We start from the raw sequence: 18,824 nt of genomic DNA on the forward strand, positions 1-18,824 counted from the left end.
GTGAGCCCAGGCCGCGCCACCGGGTGGACGGTCGTCAACGTCATCGTCGTGCTCTACGCACTGTTCCCGGTGCTGTGGATTTTGTCGTTGTCGCTCAAACCGAGCTCAACGGTCAAGGACGGCAACCTAATTCCGACCCAGGTGACGTTCGACAACTACAAGGCCATCTTCGACGGCAACATGTTCAGCTCGGCGCTGGTCAACTCCATCGGCATCGGGTTGATCACCACCGTGATCGCCGTCGTCGTCGGGGGGATGGCCGCCTACGCGATCGCCAGGTTGGTCTTTCCCGGCAAGCGGGCGCTGGTGGGTGTCGCGCTGCTGATCGCGATGTTCCCGCAGATTTCCTTGGTCACACCGCTTTTCAACATCGAGCGCAAGATCGGGCTGTTCGACACCTGGCCCGGGCTCGTCATTCCGTACATCACCTTCGCGCTGCCGCTGGCGATCTACACGATGTCGGCGTTCTTCAAGGAGATCCCCTGGGATCTGGAGAAGGCGGCGAAGATGGACGGCGCCACGCCGTGGCAGGCGTTCCGCAAGGTGATCGCGCCACTCGCCGCCCCCGGCATCGTGACCGCAGCCATCCTGGTGTTCATCTTCGCGTGGAACGACCTGCTGCTGGCGCTGTCGCTGACGGCGACCCAACGGGCCATCACGGCACCCGTCGCGATCGCGAACTTCACGGGCAGTTCACAATTCGAAGAGCCGACCGGATCCATCGCCGCGGGCGCGATGGTCATCACCGTGCCGATCGTCATCTTCGTTCTAATCTTCCAACGACGGATCGTCGCCGGTCTGACGTCCGGTGCGGTGAAGGGGTAGATCATGGCCGAGATCGTGTTGGACCGCGTGGCGAAGAGTTACGCAGGAGGCGCGGCGGCGGTGAAGGACCTGTCCATCACCATCGCCGACGGCGAGTTCATCATCCTGGTCGGCCCGTCGGGCTGCGGTAAGTCCACGACGCTGAACATGATTGCCGGACTTGAGGACATCACCTCCGGCGAGCTGCGCATCGGCGGCGACCGCGTCAACGAGAAGGCCGCCAAGGACCGCGACATCGCCATGGTGTTCCAGTCCTACGCGCTGTACCCCCACATGACGGTGCGCCAGAACATCGCCTTTCCGCTCACGCTGGCGAAGATGAGCAAGGCCGACATCGCCACCAAGGTCGACGAGACCGCCAGGATCCTGGACCTGACCGAACTGTTGGACCGCAAGCCCGGTCAACTCTCCGGTGGTCAGCGTCAGCGGGTTGCGATGGGCCGCGCAATCATCCGCAGCCCCAAGGCCTTCCTGATGGACGAACCGTTGTCCAACCTCGACGCCAAGCTGCGGGTGCAGATGAGGTCCGAGATCGCCCGCCTGCAGAACCGGCTTGGCACCACCACCGTGTACGTGACCCACGACCAGACCGAGGCCATGACCCTCGGCGACCGCGTCGTCGTGATGCTCGCCGGGGTGGCCCAGCAGATCGGCACCCCCGACGAGCTCTACCACCGCCCGGCCAACCTGTTCGTCGCCGGATTCATCGGGTCGCCGTCGATGAACTTCTTTCCCGCCACGCTGACCGACGTCGGAGTGCGGCTGCCGTTCGGCGAAGTCACCCTCATGTCCGACGTGCACGACATGTTGGCGCGCCACCCCACGCCGCGGAACGTGATCGTCGGCGTCCGGCCCGAACATCTCGAGGACGCCGCGCTGATCGACTCCTATGCGCGGATCAAGGCGCTGACCTTCGAGGTGAAGGTCGACCTGGTGGAGTCGCTCGGGTCCGACAAGTACGTCCACTTCCACACCGAGGGCGAGGGTGCTCGGGCAGCCCAGCTCGAGGAGCTGACCACGGAGTCCGGGGTCGGTGAGAACCATTACGTGGCAAGGGTTCCCACCGAGTCGAAGGCAGTCGCCGGACAGCCGGCCGAGCTGGCCTTCGACACCTCCAAGCTGACGTTGTTCGACGCCGAAACCGGCGCGAACCTGTCCATCCCGCCCCCTCAGTGACCGACGTCCTGGCCGAGGTCCGCACGCGACTAGGCGAGCACTTCGACCGAATCGGCGCCGGCCCGGAGCCGGCCGTCGCCAGCATCACCTTCCTCGGCGCGGAGTCGATCGACGTGCTGCGCTTCGGACCGGACGCCGACGGCATGCTTCACCATGTGTCGCTTGGCTGTTCGCGGCACGCGATGCTCGACCCGATGGCGATGGTCGTCGACTCGACGAGCGGTCCGCGCGCGGAAGTCGTCGTCACACTTCGTGGTTCGACACCGATGGGTCTGGCCCGTTCGATTGCGGTCGTGGCGGCCTCACCCGCCGTCGAGGGTCTGGTGCTGGTGCCCGACGCCCTCGTCGACCTGGAGACGCCCCTGTGGGAGGGCGCGCCGTTCACCGCGGTGTTGTTGGGGCCCAGTGACGTCGACGACGTCGTGCTGCCCGCACCGAACGAGCCGGTGACCATTCTGTCGGCGACGCCGATCACCCCCACTGAGGCCGCCTGGGTGCGGCTCAAGGGTGCCGAGGCGATGCGGGAGGCGTGGCGGACCGACGGCGTCGACGTCCGGGACCCACGGCGGCGAGCCGCCAGACCGGCCTGAGTGGCGAGCCGCCAGACCGGCCTGAGCGTCGGGCCAGCGCGCCCAGCTGACGCCCCCAACCTAACCGCCGAACGTGGACTTTTGCCACGCTTTCCCCGCCTGGAACGTGGCAAAAGTCCACGTTCGGCGGGAGGCTACAGCCAGTGGTTGCGGCGGAACGTGAAGTACAGCGCCGAACACACCGTCGCCATCACCAGCAGCACCATGGGGTAGCCGTAGGTCCACGCCAACTCCGGCATGTGTTCGAAGTTCATCCCGTAGATGCCGGCCAGCGCCGTCGGGACGGCCGCGATCGCCACCCACGCCGAGATCTTGCGCATGTCCATGTTCTGCTGCATCGACACCTTGCCGACGGCGGCCTGCACCAGCGAGCTGAGCACCTCGTCGTAGCTGGCGATCCGGTCGGACGCCTGTGTGTTGTGGTCGACGACGTCGCGGATGTAGCGCCGAACCTCCTTGGAGATCAGGTCGTTGTGGTCCGAGCCGAGGCGCTGCAGTGCGAGGTTGAGCGGTCCCACCGCCCTGCGCATCTCGACGACCTCCCGCTTGAGCAGGTAGATGTGCTCGATGTCGGTCTCGCTGGTGGGGGAGAAGACGTTCTCCTCCATCGCGTCGATGTCGAACTCGACGAGGTCGGTCACCTCGAGGTAGTGGTCGACGACGTGGTCGGCGATCGCGTGCAGCACGGCGTACGGTCCGAGCGCGCAGTTCGTCGGGTTGGAGTCCATCCGCTTGCGCACCTTGGCGAGGCCGCCGTGGTCGCCGTGCCGGACCGTCACGACGAAGTCGGGCCCGACGAAGATCATGATCTCGCCGGTCTCGACGATCTCACGGGCCTTCGCCACGGACTCGTGCTCGACGTACATGATGGTCTTGAGCACCAGGAACAGCGTGTTGTCGTAGCGCTCCAGCTTGGGTCGCTGATGGGCGTGGACGGCGTCTTCGACGGCGAGTTCGTGCAAGCCGAACACGTCGGCGACGGCTTGCATCTGGCGCTCGTCTGGTTCGTGCAGCCCGATCCAGACGAAGGCCCTGACTTCTGCGAGTTGGAGTTCCCTGACCTTGGCCAGTGCCGCGGCGTGGGTGTACTTGCCCGGCAGGCGCTTGCCGTCGGCGTAGACGCCGCAGTCGACCATCGCCCGCGAAACCGGAACGTGGATGGTGCTGGCGTCGGGCTCTGGCAGCCTACGGTTGGTCGGACGCAGCATCGAGGGCTGCAAGGCACGAAATGACGGCACGAACGTCCTCCCCTGAGCGGGCGGAGCAGCTACGTTGAGCCCCGAATTGACCGTTGCAGATGGTACGCCCAAAGCCTGTGGACCTAGCGGTGAAGTAGCCTGACGCGATGGCCTTGCAGCGGTTGGCGGCGCTGCTCGTCGTTCTGGTGGTGGCCGGCTGCGGCGGATCACCGCCGGCGAAGTCACTCGCCGTCGGCGCCGGACAAGACCCCGCCACCGCCCTGCTGGCCCACCTGTACGCGGCCGCACTGCGGTCCTACGGCAGCGCGGCGCACGTCGAGCAGGGGCCGGATCCGCTGGCCGGGCTGGACTCCGGTGACGTCGAGGTGGTGCCGGGATTCACCGGGCGACTGTTGGTCCGATTCGACCCCGACGCGACGGCTCGCGCTCCCGAACAGGTGTACCGCTCGATGATCTCCGCGCTGCCGGAGGGCGTCGGCGCCGGCGACTACGCGCAATCCGCCGAGGACAAACCCGCACTGGCGATCACCGAGGCGACGGCCACCAAGTGGGGAAGGCGTGACGTCGCGGCGGTGGTCCGCCACTGCCAGGGCCTGACGGTCGGCAAGGTCGTCGGTGACCGATCGCCTGCGTCGGTTGCCACGTGCCGGCTGCCCGCGGCCACCGAGTTTCCGACTGCCGCGGCGCTGGTGGGGGCGCTTCGCTCGGGCCGGGTGGCCGCCGCGTGGACGTCGACCGCCGTGCCGGAGACTCCCGACGACGCCGTCGTCCTCAGTGACAAGACCTCGGCGATCCGGGCGGAGAACGTCGTGCCGCTCTACCGGCGCAACGAGTTGGACGAGCGACAGGTGTTGGCGCTCAACGAGATTGCGGGCGAGCTGGACACCGGCTCATTGGCCGACATGCTCGGCAAGGTGGCCTCGGGCACCGATCCCGGCGCGGTCGCCGACGACTGGTTGGCCTCGCATCCGCTCGGCCACTAGTCCCGTCAGCGGACTCCCGGCATCGCTCGGGAGATGACCGAGGAAAACAGCCGCTGGTAGCCCGATCCGGTGATGCGCACGATGACGTCGAGCACCTTGGCGTCAGCGCCGACCAGCACGCGAGCCTTGTTCTTGCGGACGGCCTCGAGGATGATCACCGCGGCCCGTTCCGGGGTGGTCTTGGCCAGCTTCTTGTCGAAGGTGTTCGCGAGCTTCTCGGCGTCGATGCCCTCGGCCGCCGCAGCGTTGCGCGCGATCGCGGTCTTGATGCCGCCGGGGTGCACCGTCGTCACCTTCACGGGGCGCTTGCCGGCGACCATCTCCTGGCGCAGCGCCTCGGTGAACCCGCGCACCGCGAACTTGGCGGCGTTATAGGCGGCCTGACCGGGCACCGAGAAGATGCCGAACAGGCTGGAGACGTTGACGACGTGCCCGTCGCCGGACTCGATGAGGTGCGGCAGGAACGCCTTGGTGCCGTTGACGACGCCCCAGAAGTCGACGTCCATCACGCGCTCGATGTCCTTGTAGGAGCTGACCTCGACGTCACCGGTGTACGCGATGCCTGCGTTGTTGTAGATCTGGTTGACCTTGCCGAAGTGGGCCTTCACGGCGTCGGCGTACAGCTCGAACGCCTCCCGCTCGGTGACGTCGAGGCGGTCGGCCTTGACGGGAGCACCGATCGCCTTCAGCCGAGCCTCGGTGACGGCGAGCCCTTCGAGGTCGACGTCGCTGATCGCGAGCTTTGCGCCAGAGCGTCCCAGCTCGAGGGCCAGCGCCTGGCCGATACCCGACCCGGCTCCCGTGACGACGGCGACCTTACCGGCGAAGCCCTCCATGAACACTCCTTCTCTCGACGGCGAGCGCGCGCTTGTTGCACCCATCGCCCGAGAGCGGGTGTCAACAAGCGTGCTTTCGGCGTGAAGCCTAACCGGTACCGCTGGTCCCGCCTAAATCGGCCAACGAAAGGGGGTCAGGCGAAACGGGTCAGCCGAACGCCTCGTCGATGATCTCCTGCTGCTCGACGGCGTGCACCTTCGACGAGCCCGACGACGGAGCCGACATCGCGCGCCGCGAAATGCGCTTGATACCGGTCAGCTTGTCGGGCAGCTGCTCGGGGAGGGCGAGGCCGAACGTCGGCCACGCACCCTGATTGGCCGGCTCTTCCTGCACCCAGAAGAACTGCTCGGCGTTCGGGTACTCGTCGAGCGTGGCCCGCAGCCGACGCTTGGCCAGCGGGTAGAGCTGCTCGATGCGGACGATGCCGATGTCCTCGCGGCCGTCCTTCGCCTTGCGGGCCGCCAGGTCGTAGTAGATCTTGCCGCTGGTGAGCAGGATCCGCTTCACCTTCGAACGGTCGCCGTCACCGTCGGTGTAGGTCGGCTCCTCCATCACCGAGCGGAACTTCTGCTCGGTGAATTCGCGGATGTCGCTGACGGCTTCCTTCTTGCGCAGCATCGACTTCGGGGTGAAGACGATGAGCGGCCGGTGAATCCCGTCAAGGGCATGCCGACGCAACAGGTGGAAGTAGTTGGCGGGCGTCGACGGCATCGCGACGGTCATCGACCCCTCGGCGCACACCTGCAGGAACCGCTCGATGCGACCCGAGGTGTGGTCCGGCCCCTGGCCTTCGTGGCCGTGCGGCAGCAGCAGCACGACGTCGGACAGCTGGCCCCACTTGGCCTCACCGGAGCTGATGAACTCGTCGATGATGGACTGCGCGCCGTTGACGAAGTCGCCGAACTGCGCCTCCCACAACACCATTGCGTCGGGGTTGCCGACGGAGTAGCCGTACTCGAAGCCCACGGCGGCGTACTCCGACAGTGCCGAGTCGTAGACCATGAACTGGCCGCCGGTCGGCGCGCCCTCCTCGTCGAGCGTCAGCAGTTCGATCGGGGTGAACTCGGCACCGGTCTTGCGGTCGATGATCACCGCGTGCCGCTGGGTGAACGTGCCGCGGCGGGTGTCCTGGCCGGTGAGGCGGATCAGCTTGCCCTCCGACAGCAGGGATCCCAGCGCCAGCAGCTCGCCGAAGGCCCAGTCGATCTTGCCCTCGTAGGCCATCTCGCGGCGCTTGTCCAGGACGGGCTTGACGCGCGGGTGCACGGTGAAGCCCTCCGGCACCGCGAGGTGTGCGTCGCCGATCCTGGCGAGCAGCGACTTGTCAACGGCGGTACTGAGTTTCGCGGGCAGTTGCTGGTCGGCTTCGACCGACTCGCTGGGCTCGATGTCGTGCTTCTCGAGGTCGCGGACCTCGTTGAAGACGCGCTCGAGTTGACCCTGGTAGTCGCGGAGGGCGTCCTCGGCTTCCTTGATGGAGATGTCGCCACGGCCGATGAGCGCTTCGGTGTAGGTCTTGCGGACGCCACGCTTGGTGTCGATGACGTCGTACATTCCCGGCTGCGTCATCGACGGGTCGTCACCCTCGTTGTGCCCGCGACGGCGGTAGCAGAGCATGTCGATGATGACGTCCTTGTTGAACTTCTGCCGGAAGTCGACCGCCAGCCGCGCCACCCAGGACGCTGCCTCGGGGTCGTCGCCGTTGACGTGGAAGATGGGTGCTCCCACCATCTTTGCGACGTCGGTGCAGTACTCCGAGGAGCGGGAGTCCAACGGCGAGGTGGTGAAGCCGATTTGGTTGTTGACGATGATGTGGATGGTGCCGCCGGTGCGGTACCCGCGCAGCAGGGCGAGGTTCAACGTCTCGGCCACGACACCCTGGCCGGCGAAGGCCGCGTCGCCGTGCAGCATCAACGGCACGATGGAGAATTTGGGCGAACCCTCCGCTCCGTCCTTCAAGTCCACCAGGTCCTGCTTGGCGCGGACGATGCCCTCCATGACCGGGTCGACGGCCTCGAGGTGCGACGGGTTGGCCACCAGCGAGACGTCGATGTCGTTGTCGCCGAACATCTGCAGGTAGTTACCGGTGGCGCCGAGGTGGTACTTCACGTCACCGGATCCGTGCGCCTGGCTGGGGTTCAGGTTGCCCTCGAACTCCGAGAAGATCTGCGACGCGGGCTTGCCGACGATGTTCGCCAGCACGTTGAGCCGACCGCGGTGCGGCATGCCGATGACGACCTCGTCGAGGTTGTGTTCGGCCGCCTGGTCGAGCACGGCGTCCATCATCGGGATGACGGTCTCGGCGCCCTCCAGCGAGAAGCGCTTCTGCCCAACGTACTTCGTCTGCAAGAACGTCTCGAACGCCTCTGCGGCGTTGAGCTTGCTCAGGATGTACTTCTGCTCTGCGACGGTGAACTTGTCGTGCTTGACCTCGACGCGTTCCTGAATCCACTTCTGCTGCTCGGGTTCCAGGATGTGGGTGTACTCGACGCCGACGTGGCGGCAGTACGCGTCACGCAGCACCGACAGCACGTCGCGCAGCTTCTTGTATTCCTTGCCCGCGAAGCCGTCGACCTTGAAGACCCGGTCCAGGTCCCACAGCGTCAGCCCGTGGGTGAGGACGTCGAGGTCGGGGTGGCTGCGGAAACGCGTCTTGTCGAGTCGCAGGGGGTCGATGTCGGCCATCAGATGGCCGCGATTGCGGTACGCCGCAATCAGTTCGATGATCCGCGCGTTCTTGTCGAAGATCGAGTCGGGGTTGTCGGTACGCCACCGGACGGGCTCGTACGGGATGCCCAACTCGCGGAAGATCTCGTCGTAGAAGTCGTCGGAGAGCAGGAGCTGGTGGATGGTGCGCAGGAAGTCGCCGGACTCGGCGCCCTGGATGATGCGGTGGTCGTACGTCGAGGTGAGGGTGATCAGCTTGCCGAGACCCATCTCGGCGATCCGCTCCTCGCTGGCGCCCTGGAACTCGGCCGGGTACTCCATCGCACCGGCGCCGACGATCGTGCCCTGCCCGCTCATCAGCCGCGGCACGGAGTGCACGGTGCCGATGGTGCCCGGGTTGGTCAACGAGATGGTGACGCCCGAGAAGTCCTCCGCGGTGAGCTTGCCGTCGCGGGCTCGGCGCACGATGTCCTCGTATGCGGCGATGAACTGCCCGAAACGCATTGTCTCGCAACGCTTGATGGCGGCGACCACGAGCTGGCGACCGTTCTTGGTCTGCAGATCGATGGCGAGGCCCAGGTTGACGTGCGCGGGCGTCACCACGTTCGGCTTGCCGTCCACCTCGGCGAAGTGCCGGTTCATGGTCGGGAAGCTCTTGAGGGCTTGGACGATCGCGTAGCCCAGCAGATGGGTGAAGCTGATCTTGCCGCCGCGGGTGCGCTTGAGGTGGTTGTTGATGACGACGCGGTTGTCGATCATCACCTTGGCCGGGATGGCCCGCACGCTGGTGGCGGTCGGCACGCTCAACGAGGCGTTCATGTTCTTCACGACGGCAGCGGACGCGCCGCGGAGGATCGACACGTCGTCTTCGTCGGAGGACTTGGCGGGCTCGGGCTTGGAGTCGGTCTTGGACTCGGTCTTCACGGGTTCGGCCTTCGGCTTCGGCTCGGGCTTGGAGTCGGTCTTGGTCTCGGCCTTGGCGGGTTCGGCCTTGGGCTTGTCGGCCTTCGCGGGCGCGGCCTGAGCCTTCACCGGTGCCTCGGCCTTGTCGTTGCCGTTCGACGGCGGTGCGCTCGCCTCGGTCGACGGCTCCGGGGAGTAGTCGACGAGAAACTCGTGCCAACTCGAGTCGACCGACGAGGGATCCTCGCGAAACTTGCGATACATCTCCTCGACAAGCCATTCGTTCTGTCCAAATGGTGAAGGTGAACTGCTCACGGCAGCTACTCGCCTCGATTCCTTCTAACTCCGCGGGCGCGCCGTCTGCCGCTCGCTCTCTCGCCGCATAAAGGCTAGCGCTTCAGCAGCGACCAGTAACGGCCAACGCCCTTAGTCAACTGGAGCCGACGTCGATGGCGGCGTGCGCACGTCCCGGTGGGACGCGCCCCTTACTGCTCCAAACCGCGCAGAACGTGCAGCGTCGCAGGCCACCGCGGCGGTGGATTGCCGAACGCGCCGCGCGCATTGGAGATGATTTTCTTGCCCATCGCACGGTTTCCGACGCCACCGACCACGGCACCGATGCCGACGGGTAGCAGCTTGCCGAACGCGATGGCGCCACGCTTCAACGCGTACTTCTTGACGAAGAACTTGAGCAACCGGCCGTTGAGCTGCGACACCGCAGGCAACGGCAAAGACGCAGCGCCGTCGGCCAGCCAGCCGCCGCCCGTGCGTCCCGTTCCGATGAGGTCGGCAACGGCGCGCTTGCCGTCCTCGCCGACAAGCACCGCGAGCACCAGTGCCCGCCGTCGCTCGCGATGAGCGGCCGGAATGCCGTGGACCTCCGCGACGGCCAGCACGAAGACCGCCGTCGCCTCGAGGAACACCACGGTCTCGCCGGCGACCGCGGACATGGCCACCAGGGTGCCGATGCCCGGGAACGCCGCTGCCGAGCCGACGGCCGCGCCGCTGGCCATGACCGCGGCGAGGTAGTGGTTCTCCAGCTTGCCGACGATCTCTGCGGGCGAGGCGTTGGGATTGTGCTCGCGCAGGCGGTCGACGTAGGCCTTCACGGCCGGGGCCTGCACTCGGGCGCCGCGTTCGATGATTTGGGACAGTGCCCGCGCCGCGACGCTCGGATCGTCGTCGAGCTTGGCGGGCACCTGACTCTTGGCACCGGAGCGAGCGCTCATGGTTGGGCCTCCCCGTTTGCGGACTGGCTCGTTCAGGCTAGTCCGTCGTCCTGCAGTTCAACGTACTGCGGGGCGCCCGCGTGCCCAGCGGTGACGGCTGTCACCGTTCGCTCAGGGAAGAAAACGCTCGTAACCCTTGCTAAACAGTTTCATGGCAGCATCTGGATACGTGGACCTTGAGAATGCTGCACCCAACCATGCTGGGGTGGCTGGTGAGAAGAAGGTGCCGAGCAACGCCCGCATGATCGTGGTGCTCGGTCTTCTGGTCGCCCTCGGCCCCCTGACGATCGACATGTACCTGCCTGCCCTGCCGCAAATCGCCGAGGACTACTCGGTGTCGTCGTCGGTGGTTCAGCTGACGCTGACCGGCACCCTGGCCGGGCTGGCCATCGGCCAGTTGATCATCGGTCCGCTGTCCGATTCGTTGGGCCGACGCCGACCGCTGATGGCCGGAATCGTGCTGCACATGCTGGCGTCGCTGCTGTGCCTCGTCGCGCCGAACATCGTCGTCCTCGGTGTTGCACGCAGCCTGCAGGGCGTCGGCGCGGCGGCGACCATGGTGGTCGCACTCGCCATCGTCGGCGACCTCTTCACCGATTCCACGGCGGCAACCGTGATGTCACGGCTGATGCTGGTGCTCGGCGTCGCCCCGGTGATCGCGCCGTCGCTGGGCGCGGCCGTTCTGTTGCGCTTCTCCTGGCACTGGGTCTTCGCGGTTCTGGTGGTGCTCGCCGGTTTGCTGCTGCTGCTCGCCGCCCTTGCGCTCCCCGAGACGTTGCAGGTGTCGCATCGGAGGCCGCTGCGCATCCGCGGAATTCTCGGCACCTACGGCGAACTGCTGCGTGACCGACGTTTCGTCATCCTGGTGCTAGTTGCGGCGCTCGGCATGTCCGGTCTGTTCGCCTACATCGCGGGTGCGTCGTTCGTCCTTCAGGGCCGCCACGGCCTCGACCAGCAGGCGTTCGCGCTGGTGTTCGGCGCCGGCGCCGTCGCGTTGATCGGAGCGACCCAGTTCAACGTCGTGCTGTTGCGTCGCTTCACGCCGCAGACCATCACCGTCTGGGCGCTGGCGGCCTCGGTGGTCGCCGGGGTGGTGTTCGTCGCGCTGGCCGCAACGGGTGTCGGCGGCATCTACGCCTTCGTGCTGCCCGTGTGGGCGATCCTGGCCGCGATGGGCTTCGTCATCCCCAACGCGCCTGCGGTGGCGCTGTCTCGGCATCCCGATGCGGCAGGCACGGCGGCGGCGTTGCTTGGCGCCGGTCAGTTCGGCCTCGGAGCGGCCGTTGCACCGTTGGTCGGCGTGCTCGGCAACGACGAACTCGCCCTTGCCGCGGTCATGACGGCCGGTTCGGTCGTCGCGCTGCTTGCGCTGCTCGCCGTGGGGTCGACGGCCCGCGTCGAGGGCGACGCGCTGCCCGCGGGCGCCGTGCCCGACGCGGCGTAACCCCGACTTGTCGCCGATCCTGCTGATCCGTAGCGTCGGCTTTCCAGCTTCACAACGCTTGGTCGAGTAGATGCCGCAGACACTGACATTCACGTTGACGCCCCACGCCGTCATGGCGATGGAGGCATGGCGATGACGGCGGCGCTGCAGTTGCTCAGGCCCCGCACCGACAACCCGTGGAACGCGCTGTGGGCGCTGCTCGTCGGGTTCTTCATGATCCTGCTCGACGCCACCATCGTCTCCGTCGCCAATCCGTCGATCATGGACGCGCTGCACGCCGACTACGACGCGGTCATCTGGGTGACCAGCGCCTACCTGCTGGCCTACGCCGTGCCGCTTCTGCTCGCCGGCCGGCTCGGCGACCGGTTCGGGCCGCGCAACCTCTACCTGGTCGGGTTGGCGGTGTTCACCGCCGCGTCGCTGTGGTGTGGGTTGGCGGGCAGCATCGAGGTGCTGGTCGCCGCGCGCGTCGTCCAGGGCGTCGGCGCGGCGCTGCTGACACCGCAGACCCTCTCGACGATCACCAGGGTCTTCCCGCCGGAGCGACGTGGTGTCGCGCTCAGCGTGTGGGGCGCCACCGCAGGCGTCGCGACGCTGGTGGGGCCGCTGGCCGGAGGCGTCCTGGTCGACGGCCTCGGCTGGCAGTGGATCTTCATCGTGAACGTGCCGATCGGAATCGTCGGTCTGGTCGTCGCGCTGATCTTCGTTCCGGTCCTGCCGACCGAGAAGCGCGGGTACGACGTGATCGGCGTCCTGCTCTCCGGCGTGGCCCTGTTCCTCATCGTGTTCGCGCTGCAGGAGGGCCAATCGCACGACTGGGCGCCGTGGATTTGGGGCACGTTGGTGGCGGGCGTCGTCGCGATGGGGGCGTTCGTCTACTGGCAGGCGGTCCAGGCCGGCGAGCCGCTGATACCGCTGAGGATCTTTCGGGACGCCGACTTCAGCCTGTCCAACCTCGGCATCGCCGTCATCGGCTTCACGGTCACGTCGATGATCGTGCCGGTGATGTTCTACGCCCAGGCGGTGTGTGGGCTCTCGCCAACCCGATCGGCGTTGCTCACGGCGCCGATGGCGGTGATGTCGGGTGTGCTGGCACCCGTCGTCGGCAAACTCGTCGACCGGTCCCACCCGCGACCCCTCATCGGATTCGGCTTCTCCGCCGTGGCCATCGCGCTGACCTGGCTGTCGTTCGAGATGACGCCGACGACGCCGATCTGGCGACTCGAGCTGCCGCTGACCCTGATGGGCGTCGGGATGGCGTTCATCTGGTCCCCGTTGGGGGCCACCGCCACCCGCAATCTGCCGCCCCGACTGGCGGGCGCCGGTTCCGGCGTCTACAACACCACTCGTCAGGTGGGCAGCGTGCTGGGCAGTGCGGGCATCGCCGCCCTGATGACGTCGCAGATCAGCGCGTCGCTGCCGGCGCAATCCGATCCTGCGGTCGGGCAGGCCGCGGTCACTCAGTTGCCGAGCTTCCTGCACGAGCCGTTCGCCGAGGCGCTGTCGCGATCGCTGCTGCTGCCCGCATTCGTCGCGCTGTTCGGCGTCGTCGCCGCGCTGTTCCTTCGGGGCTTCGGGGACGGCTCGGCCCTCGAGGACCGGCCGGTCACCCCGGCCGTCCCCGTCGAACCCGACTACTTTCCCGACGACGACGATTACTTCGAGTACACGGTCGACTGGACTTCGGCAGAGGACTTCTCTGCACACGATGAGGAATGGGACGATCCCCACCGCGCCGAGCAGTGGCGCGCCGACGAGAGCGTCACCTCACCACTAGCCGTCCACGACCCGGTGCACGACCCCGACACCGTCCCCGGACTGATCACCGTCGACGGGCCGTACCGGACCCCGGAGCCCATTCCCGCCCGCAACGGACATGCCGTGTGGCGCGACCTGCTCGACGATCAGCTCGACGGGTCGGTCGTCACGTCGAGGCCGGAACCAATCGATCTCGCCAACAACGGGTTTCACGTACCCTTCGAAACGGCTTCAGAAGCGGCTTCGGCTCCGAGCTTGGGCAGGCACTCCCGCCAGGAGGTGTCGCCGGACCACGACGCGGGCACCTACGGCAAGCACTCGATGCGATTCCGGGACTGACTCAGCTGAAGAGCACCGCGGGATTCAGGTAACCGTGCGGGTCGAAGGCCGTCTTGAGCGCGCGCATCGCCGCCACGTCCGCGTCGGTTCGCGACATCGTGAGGTAGTCCCGCTTCTTGGTGCCGACCCCGTGCTCGCTGCTGACGTTGCCCCGGCTGTCGGCGATCAGCGTCATCATCGCCGAGTACAGCGCCCGCTCGCCGTCGGCGTCGAGAACGCACCGCACCAGGTTCAGGTGCAGGTTGCCCTCGCCGACGTGGCCGAACAGTACCGGGATCGCGTCCGGGGCGTGCTCGGCGACCAATTCCGTTGCCGCCGTGGCGAACTCGCTGATCATCGACAGGGGCAGCGAGACGTCGAACTTCAGCGGGGGACCGTAGACGCCCAGCACGTCGGCGACGGCCTCGCGGACCTGCCAGAGGCGGAACTGCGTCGCGGCGTCGACTCCGACGGCGGGCTCACCGGCCAGCTCGGCGTCGGACAGAAGGTCGGCCAATCGCTCGGTGAGGTCGACGTCGCCGGCCAGCTCGATCAGCAGCTGCCACGCCCCGTCGACCGCGGGACCCACGCCGGCGTGCTCGGCGGTCAACGCGCTGGCCCTGGCGTCGACGAGCTCGAGGGCGGCGATGCCGTCGACGTCGCGGAACACGCGTCCGACGGCGACGAGCGCGTCCAGGTCGTCGAATCCGGCGATGGCCGTAACCCGTTGTGCCGGTGTGGGATACAGCCGTAGATCGAGGCTGGTGATCACCCCGAGGGTGCCCTCGGCGCCGACGAACAGCGACGCCAGGTCGTACCCGGTGTTGTCGCTGCGCACCTCGCTGTGGCGGCGCACCACCGACCCGTCGACGAGCGCCACCTCGAGTCCCAACACCTGTTCACCCATGTTGCCGTAGCGCACGGTGCGCAGGCCGCCGGCGTTGGTCGACGCCATGCCACCGACCGTCGCCGAGTCGCGTGCGGCGAGGTCGACGCCGAACACCAGGCCCGCCTCGGTGGCGGCGCGTTGGACGGACCCGAGGGTGGCGCCCGCGCCGGCGCGGACGCGGCGTTCGACGACGTTGACCTCGCCGATCGCCGAGAGCCGTTCGGTGGACAGCAACACGTCGTCGTGCTCGGGCACGGTGCCCGCGACAAGGGACGTCCGGCCGCCCTGCACGGTGACGTACGCCCCCGCGTCCCGACACGTCCGCAACACCGCGGCGACCTCGTCGTCGGAGCCGGGCCGGACCAGGGCGGCCGCCCTGCCGCGATAGCGCCCGGTGTAGTCGACGCAGCGGCCGGCCAGCACGTCGGGATCGGTGCTGACGTACTTGGCGCCGACGATCGCCGCGAGCTGGTCGGTCAGGCTGTCACTCACCCCGTCGGTGTATCACAGGCCGATGGTCGGCTCCGCCGACGTGGCAGTCAAGGACAGGAACGCCCCGAGTTCGATCAGGCCGTCGGGGGTCGACGGAAGGTAGTCCGTCAGCAGCCGGGACAGCACTACGACCGCCGCGTACTTGGCCCGACTCACGGCGACGTTGAGCCGATTGCGGTTGAGCAGGAACGAGATTCCGCGCGGCACGTCGTCAGCCGACGATGCGGTCATCGACACGAACACCACCGGCGCTTGCCGACCTTGGAACTTGTCGACCGTGCCGACCTGGACCTCGGTCAGGTCCGCGGCGTCGAGCCGGCGCCGCAGAGTGACCACCTGGGCGTTGTACGGGGTGACGACCAGCACGTGCCCCTGGTCGAGGGGGACGGTCTCGTCGCCGTCGGTCCACGGGTTGCCGAGCAGGCCCTGGATCTCACTGACGATCGCGTCGGCCTCCTCGGGGCTGTCGGTCGAGTTGCCGTCGTGGTCGACCTCGAGCAGTCGGACACCGGGGGTCACGCCGTCGAGTCGCCGCGCTCCGCTGACGTCGTCCTTGGCGCGCAACCTCCCGTCGTAGGACAGCCGGGACACCGGCCCGCACACGTCGGGATGCATGCGGTAGGAGAACTCCAGGAAGTAGCCGCGTTCCGGCGGAAGGGTGTGGTGGCCGTCCACCAACCAGCCCAGCGCCGAGTGGTCGACCGGTTCGGGGTGGGTGCCCTGACTGACCTGCGGCAGCTGCTGCGGGTCGCCGAGCAGCAGCAGGTTCCTGGCGGCGCTGGCCACCGCGATGGTGTTGGCCAAGCTGTACTGGCCCGCCTCCTCGACCACCAGCAGGTCCAATGAGCCGCGCGGAACCCGTCCGGCGTTGGCGAAATCCCAAGCCGTACCACCGATTACGCCTCCGGCGGGGTCGTCGATGAACGCCGGGTAGTCCTTCTCGGCGACGTCTCGCCACGGCGCGTTGGGGCTCTTCTTCTTGCCGACCCGGTCCGGATCCACTCCTGCGTCGACGACGCATCCGAGCAGGTTCTCCACCACGGCGTGTGACTGCGCCACCACGCCGATGCGCCAGTGGCGCTCGGTGACGAGCCGGGCGATCACCTGGGCGGAGGTGAACGTCTTGCCGGTGCCCGGCGGCCCGTGCACCGCCAGGTAGGACGAGTCGAGGTCCAGCAGTGCGTCGGTGACGTCGGCGGCGACGTCACCGCGGCGGGGGAGTGCACCACCGGTCACGGTGCGCGGTGGGCGGCGAAGCAGGATGTCGGTGACCGCGTCGGCGGGCAGGTTAGGCAAACCCGCCCCGACGAAGGCGGCGGTCGCCTCGATGGATTCCTGCAGCGGCCTGGTGTTGATCGGTGGCCCCGGTGTGAGCGCGAACGGCACCTGAGCGAAGGCTTCGCCGTCCTTGGGCTGCTTCTCGACGATCATCGCCTCCGTCGGCGCCTCGGGATCGTCGCACCCGATGACCTCGACGCTGGCGAACCCGCGGCGGTCGGGATCGTCGGCGAACCCCGCGGGAGCCGGCGGCTCGTAGAGGGCGTACATGCTCCTGCCCAGTTCTCCGGTGGCGATCTCACCGAAGAGCCTGACGTGCCGTTGCGGCTTGCGGGCCCGCGGCGGCTGGTGCCAGTCGGCGACGACCTCGTGGCGGTCCGCGACGAACACGTCGCCGTTGTCGGACCACTCGTCGACCGGATTGTTGACGCGGTCGAAATGGGCCCACCAGAACGGCTTGTCCTCCCGCTTGTGATAGCCCCTGGCGGCCGCGACCATCGCGACGGCGGTCTGCTCGGGGGTGCGCGGCTCGGACCCGTCGCCGGCGAACGTCATCAGTCGGCGCTCGAGGGCGTCGGCGACCTCGACGGCTTCGTCGGACGCCGCGCCACGCACGCGCTGCGGCCCGCGCGGGGGCACCTCGGATTCGATGGCGCGGGCCACCAACCAGTCGCGGAGCCGGCGCGTCGACCGGCAGTCGTACCGGTTGTAGTCCTCGATGTCCTTGAGCACGATCTCCGCGTCGTCGACCTTGCCCTCGTCGCGCAGCGAGCAGTAGCGGGCGTACTGGGTGATCGAGTCCGTCGCGGTGGTCACCTCGCCGTCGCGCAGTTCGTTGCCCATGTACAGCGGCTCGAGGTACTTGATGGAGTAGCTCTCGGTGCCGACGCGAATGCTCTTGCGCACCAACGGATACAGGTCGACGAGCACGCCGTTGCGCAGCAGTTCGTCGACGTCGTTCTCGCCGACCCCGTATCGGCCGGCCAGCCGCAGCAGCGTGCTCTTCTCGTATGCGGCGTAGTGGTAGACGTGCATACCCGGGTACTTCTTCAGACGCTTGCGGACCATGGCCAGGAAGTCGACGAGGGCTTGGCGCTCGCTGGGGCGGTCGTGAGCCCAGTAGGGCGTGAACTCCTCGGCAGCCGGCGAGCCGGCAGATCCTGCCGAAGCGGTCAGCACACCCCACAGGTATTCCAGGCCCCACTCCCTGCCGTTGAGCGTCCACAGTGGGTCGCCCTCGAAGTCGAAGAACAGGTCGCCCTTGTTCGCGTCGGGAAGGACCATGAGGGGCTGGGCGTCGACCACCTCGTACGGCGGCTTTCCGTCCACTCGATCGGCGACCTGCAGCCGCGCCTGTGCGGTGAGCGCCTTCACCGTGCGGGCGGACAGCTCGGGCACCGCTGCGTCCAGCTCGGCGAGGTCGTGCACGGTGGTGACGCCCGCGTCGATGAGGCGGGAGCGTTGACTCACCCGCATCCCGGCGACCAGCAGCAGGTCGTCGCGGTCGCGGACCTCGACGCTGCACTCCGGACACCGGAAGCATGCGCGGACGTCGTCGTCGTCCCAACTGACCGGCCTGTCGCGCGCGAGGTGCTCGTCGAGCAGCCGCTGCAGGGCCTCACGTCGGGGCAGATACACGGGAAGCAGTTCGTCGACCCGGTAGGGGGACACGGCGCCGTCGCCGAGCACCAGCTCGACCTCGTCGGCCACCGGGACGCCGCGGCGCGCGAGCGTGTCCGCGTACGCGGCGAGTTGCAGCAGGGCCTCGACCTTCACCGAGCGGGCGAGCTTGGTGTCGCGCAGCAGATACCGGTCGCCGGCCAGACCGTGTTCGAGGATCAGGAAGTCGGCGAACCCCACGAAGCGGCCGTCGAACATCGCCGCCTGGTAGATGACCGGGGCGCGGCTCTCGACGGCGCGCATCGTCTGCTCGGCCGCGGAGCGCAGCCCCGAGGCGGTGTAGGACGGGCGGCCGATGACGGTGACGTCACCGAACTCGGCGCTGAGGTCGTCGAGCTGACGACGTTCGTGGTCGTCGCCGAGGGACGACGTGCGCTCGAGCAACTCGTCGGTGACGACGATCTTCGGGCTGCGTCCGAGCTTGGCGTCGAAGGCGCGCAGCAAGGCGTACTCGCAGCGCGCGGCGGCGGCGAGATCGGATGCGCTGTAGACGACGCGGTCGTCTCCATCGGCTAGGACGAACACGAACTCGACTGTAGGTCAGGGGTCCGACGTC

12 protein-coding genes are annotated in these 18,824 nt (G+C 67.8%); 6 read left to right on the forward strand and 6 right to left on the reverse strand.

What is annotated here, in order from left to right:
- From ASD37_RS28175 to ASD37_RS28185, 3 genes are read left to right on the forward strand one after another with little or no spacing between them, the layout of a single operon-like run.
- A complete protein-coding gene (locus tag ASD37_RS28175; protein WP_200960022.1) occupies positions 1–825 on the forward strand; it encodes a carbohydrate ABC transporter permease in 825 nt (274 codons plus the stop codon).
- A gap of 3 nt (positions 826–828) precedes the next feature.
- Positions 829–2,001 carry an ABC transporter ATP-binding protein gene (locus ASD37_RS28180; protein WP_056559656.1) on the forward strand — a complete coding sequence of 391 codons (1,173 nt, stop codon included), beginning with the start codon at positions 829–831 and terminating at the stop codon, positions 1,999–2,001.
- Positions 1,998–2,591, forward strand: coding sequence for a suppressor of fused domain protein (locus ASD37_RS28185; protein ID WP_056559659.1), 594 nt, complete (start codon positions 1,998–2,000; stop codon positions 2,589–2,591). Before ASD37_RS28180 ends, ASD37_RS28185 begins: the two co-directional genes overlap by 4 nt.
- 134 nt (positions 2,592–2,725) lie before the next feature.
- Here ASD37_RS28185 and corA read toward each other — a convergent pair whose 3' ends face one another.
- Positions 2,726–3,829: a magnesium/cobalt transporter CorA gene (gene corA, locus ASD37_RS28190; protein WP_056559662.1), complete on the reverse strand. Its 1,104-nt coding sequence runs from the start codon at positions 3,827–3,829 to the stop codon at positions 2,726–2,728.
- 107 nt (positions 3,830–3,936) lie between these two features.
- Between corA and ASD37_RS28195 the strand changes: the two genes are divergently transcribed.
- A complete protein-coding gene (locus ASD37_RS28195) occupies positions 3,937–4,773 on the forward strand; it encodes a glycine betaine ABC transporter substrate-binding protein (protein ID WP_056559665.1) in 837 nt (278 codons plus the stop codon).
- 5 nt (positions 4,774–4,778) lie between these two features.
- On the opposite strand, the gene ASD37_RS28200 is transcribed toward ASD37_RS28195, so the two are convergent.
- From ASD37_RS28200 to ASD37_RS28210, 3 genes are all read right to left on the reverse strand, one after another.
- Entirely contained in the window at positions 4,779–5,609 is an 831-nt protein-coding gene (locus ASD37_RS28200) for an SDR family oxidoreductase (protein ID WP_056559668.1), read from the reverse strand.
- Positions 5,610–5,757: 148 nt separating this feature from the next.
- Positions 5,758–9,495, reverse strand: coding sequence for a multifunctional oxoglutarate decarboxylase/oxoglutarate dehydrogenase thiamine pyrophosphate-binding subunit/dihydrolipoyllysine-residue succinyltransferase subunit (locus ASD37_RS28205; protein ID WP_056559671.1), 3,738 nt, complete (start codon positions 9,493–9,495; stop codon positions 5,758–5,760).
- A 170-nt stretch (positions 9,496–9,665) separates the two neighbouring features.
- Positions 9,666–10,409, reverse strand: coding sequence for a hypothetical protein (locus ASD37_RS28210; protein WP_056559674.1), 744 nt, complete (start codon positions 10,407–10,409; stop codon positions 9,666–9,668).
- A gap of 151 nt (positions 10,410–10,560) precedes the next feature.
- Here ASD37_RS28210 and ASD37_RS28215 point away from each other — a divergent pair, with 151 nt between their 5' ends.
- Positions 10,561–11,853 (forward strand): multidrug effflux MFS transporter, encoded by a 1,293-nt coding sequence (locus ASD37_RS28215; RefSeq protein WP_056559676.1) that lies wholly within the window; start codon positions 10,561–10,563, stop codon positions 11,851–11,853.
- A gap of 126 nt (positions 11,854–11,979) precedes the next feature.
- Positions 11,980–13,950 carry an MFS transporter gene (locus ASD37_RS28220; RefSeq protein WP_082570463.1) on the forward strand — a complete coding sequence of 657 codons (1,971 nt, stop codon included), beginning with the start codon at positions 11,980–11,982 and terminating at the stop codon, positions 13,948–13,950.
- 1 nt (position 13,951) lies between these two features.
- On the opposite strand, the gene ASD37_RS28225 is transcribed toward ASD37_RS28220, so the two are convergent.
- Both ASD37_RS28225 and ASD37_RS28230 read right to left on the reverse strand, forming a co-directional pair.
- On the reverse strand, positions 13,952–15,310 hold the full coding sequence (locus tag ASD37_RS28225) for an FAD-binding oxidoreductase (RefSeq protein ID WP_056559679.1): 1,359 nt from the start codon (positions 15,308–15,310) through the stop codon (positions 13,952–13,954).
- Positions 15,311–15,322: 12 nt separating this feature from the next.
- On the reverse strand, positions 15,323–18,793 hold the full coding sequence (locus ASD37_RS28230; protein ID WP_056559682.1) for a TM0106 family RecB-like putative nuclease: 3,471 nt from the start codon (positions 18,791–18,793) through the stop codon (positions 15,323–15,325).
- Between the last annotated feature and the right edge of the window lie 31 nt (positions 18,794–18,824).

The sequence above is a fragment of the Mycobacterium sp. Root135 genome (assembly GCF_001426545.1).
GTDB lineage: Bacteria > Actinomycetota > Actinomycetes > Mycobacteriales > Mycobacteriaceae > Mycobacterium.

Excerpts from the sequence above, each read along its gene's own strand:
- ASD37_RS28200 (WP_056559668.1), bottom strand. The coding sequence starts at position 5,609 with ATGGAGGGCTTCGCCGGTAAGGTCGCCGTCGTCACGGGAGCCGGGTCG.
- ASD37_RS28215 (WP_056559676.1), top strand. The coding sequence starts at position 10,561 with ATGGCAGCATCTGGATACGTGGACCTTGAGAATGCTGCACCCAACCAT.
- ASD37_RS28180 (WP_056559656.1), top strand. The coding sequence starts at position 829 with ATGGCCGAGATCGTGTTGGACCGCGTGGCGAAGAGTTACGCAGGAGGC.
- ASD37_RS28195 (WP_056559665.1), top strand. The coding sequence starts at position 3,937 with ATGGCCTTGCAGCGGTTGGCGGCGCTGCTCGTCGTTCTGGTGGTGGCC.
- ASD37_RS28220 (WP_082570463.1), top strand. The coding sequence starts at position 11,980 with ATGGCGATGACGGCGGCGCTGCAGTTGCTCAGGCCCCGCACCGACAAC.
- ASD37_RS28210 (WP_056559674.1), bottom strand. The coding sequence starts at position 10,409 with ATGAGCGCTCGCTCCGGTGCCAAGAGTCAGGTGCCCGCCAAGCTCGAC.